At 46.1% G+C, this 2,343-nt stretch carries 3 protein-coding genes; all 3 read right to left on the bottom strand.

What is annotated here, in order from left to right; genetic code table 11:
• Nucleotides 1–10: 10 nt before the first annotated feature.
• A complete protein-coding gene (tnpA, locus tag ACTOY7_RS21490; RefSeq protein WP_482671376.1) occupies nt 11–466 on the bottom strand; it encodes an IS200/IS605 family transposase in 456 nt (151 codons plus the stop codon).
• A gap of 499 nt (nt 467–965) precedes the next feature.
• On the bottom strand, nt 966–2,072 hold the full coding sequence (locus tag ACTOY7_RS21485) for a DUF3810 domain-containing protein (RefSeq protein ID WP_482672804.1): 1,107 nt from the start codon (nt 2,070–2,072) through the stop codon (nt 966–968).
• 27 nt (nt 2,073–2,099) lie between these two features.
• The coding region (locus ACTOY7_RS21480) for a hypothetical protein (protein WP_482672803.1) at nt 2,100–2,343 on the bottom strand (244 nt) is incomplete at its 5' end.

Here is a 2,343-nt window from a genome sequence, read left to right as displayed (position 1 = left end):
GTAATACCGGCTACCCCTTGAAGGGGTCCTCATATTCCTTCACGCTCAACTTGTCCTGCATAATGTCACTCTTCTCCTGATCCTGGATATACTTCTTTATCGTTGCCTCGTTCAGACCGACTGTGCTCACGTAATATCCCTCCGCCCAAAAATGACGGTTTCCGTATTTGTACTTTAGGTTTGCGTGCTTGTCGAATATCATCAGGGCACTTTTTCCTTTCAGGTACCCCATAAAGCTCGACACGCTATACTTGGGCGGTATACTTACCAGCATATGGGTATGGTCGGGCATCAGATGTCCTTCGATAATCTCCACGCCTTTATACGCGCAGAGTTGTTTTATAATGTCACGTATACTTACTTTGTATTGATTATAAATTGCTTTTCGTCTATACTTGGGAGTAAAGACAATGTGATACTTGCACATCCATTTCGTATGTGCCATACTATTTGTCTTGTTAGCCATAAAAATCACCTTTCCTTTCGTTATGTAGTAGCTTGAACAACTCTATCATAACGGAAAGGTGATTTTTGTGCTATAAGCACTTGCTACACCACCCGCATAGCAGGTGGTTTTTTGTTTCGCACGCCTCCATTTTTCGGAACACGAAAAACTCCGTCGTACTCAACCGGCTAAAGCCGATAGTAAAATGTTACAGGTCACACCTTGACCAGGCGTGCCCTGTAACTCAGGCCGTCATTTTAAATTGACTGCGGCAATGGACGGCCTGAATCCCAGCTTTTATGTGCATCCTCCTGACCAATCAGCGTAGTGATTGGTCGGTGTGTGGCATGTAACAGTAAAATAGCGGCTGCAGTAATCGGATATGTTTTAGAAAAGATTCCACCTGTACGGTTGGATGCTAATCCGAAGTCGCATTTTCATTGCAAACTGCATAAAAATGTGATTTCGGATTGCAACCGTACAGGTGGAAAAGATTTATTTGAAGGGATTGCAAAATGTGTCATTCCCCCTGATTCTCCGCGTACGCAATGATCAGATCCACCATCCTCCCATAGCTCTTCACGCCTTCGCTCTGCCCGTTCGCTTTCAGATAGGTATCATTCACCTTATCGGAAACCTCCGCCACTGCCCCATCATAAGAATCCCAAAACCGGGAATTTTCCCGCAGATCCGCTTCCACCGCTTCGTCCAGTCCTTCCCGGACCGCCTGCCACTCTTCTGTATCCGCCCGGCGCAGCGCATTCATGCAGTACACCCACCCCATCAGATATCCGCTGTATTCAAAATCCTGTTTTCCGGATCCGACGCAAGCCAGAAACGCGATAAAATTCGCTTCTTCCTCCTGCATAAATCCCCGCAGATGGGATAATTCATGGCACAGCGTAAAAGGAATATTATAGTCGATCATATCTGCATTAAAATTCGCTTCTATCGTAAACGGAGAATATACCCCGGACAGGTTCTGATAGGACAAGATTTCCGATATACAGACAGGCTTTGGATGAGGATAGTACCCATTTAGATCCAGATATTCCTCCGCCAGTTTTTTCATCGCCTGTACAGCATCCTGTTCCTTCTCCGCAGACATTGTCAGAATCATTGTCCCACTGTCACCGCGCTCCACCTGCCCCGCCAGGCTGTTGACCTCCTCTGTCAGCCACAGGCAGACTGTCTTCAATTCCTCCGTCGTATACTGCTTTGCCTCCAGCCCGGACTTCTCCGAAAAGGATTCCCTCTGGTAATTCACTCCGCAATTGGTCATATACAAAAACAGCAGCAGTGAAACCGTAAGAAATATTCCTGACGCCCACCTAAGCGCATTTTCTCCGCCATGTCCGAAACGCACGGACTTCACAACAGCACGCACTCCTGTCACCGGAAGCAGGATCAGCAGCACATAGAGTCCGATCTCTACAACAGAAAAAGGCGCCAGTCCCGTCACCCTTCCCACAACCGCAGTCAGCTTCTGATAAATATGTACCGCATACCACTCCGCAAATCCCGGTATCTGCCTTGCGCACACCAGCAAAATCCCTGCAGCAGCCAAAAAAACGCAGGCCGCGATCAGCCTTTTTTCTGTTGTTCCCAGTTTCTTTTTTTCTTTCATCTTACAGTTTCCGTCCTCAATCGTTGTCTAAAGATCTGTAGAAAAAGAACTGATACAGATTGCGCAGGATGTGTCAGTTCTTTTCCTACAGATCCTAACTATGATTATATCCGATTTTCCCGGCCCTCTCAATATGGCATCCTCTGGAAATGCTGAAAAAAATATTAGTAACTCAAACTTCGCACTTGAATAAGCGCCTATGCACCTTGAAAATCCAATAAAAACTGGCAATAAAATAGCATGAAACACTCTGTTTTTGGTATAATTGAAT

The sequence above is a fragment of the Schaedlerella sp. genome, from assembly GCF_056796775.1.
Note: the sequence above shows the minus strand (reverse complement) of the source record. Positions and strands in the feature narration are given on the sequence as shown.

What these genes read in the sequence shown, in the direction of transcription:
- tnpA (WP_482671376.1), bottom strand. Translation starts at nt 466, where the DNA reads ATGGCTAACAAGACAAATAGTATGGCACATACGAAATGGATGTGCAAG.
- ACTOY7_RS21485 (WP_482672804.1), bottom strand. Translation starts at nt 2,072, where the DNA reads ATGAAAGAAAAAAAGAAACTGGGAACAACAGAAAAAAGGCTGATCGCG.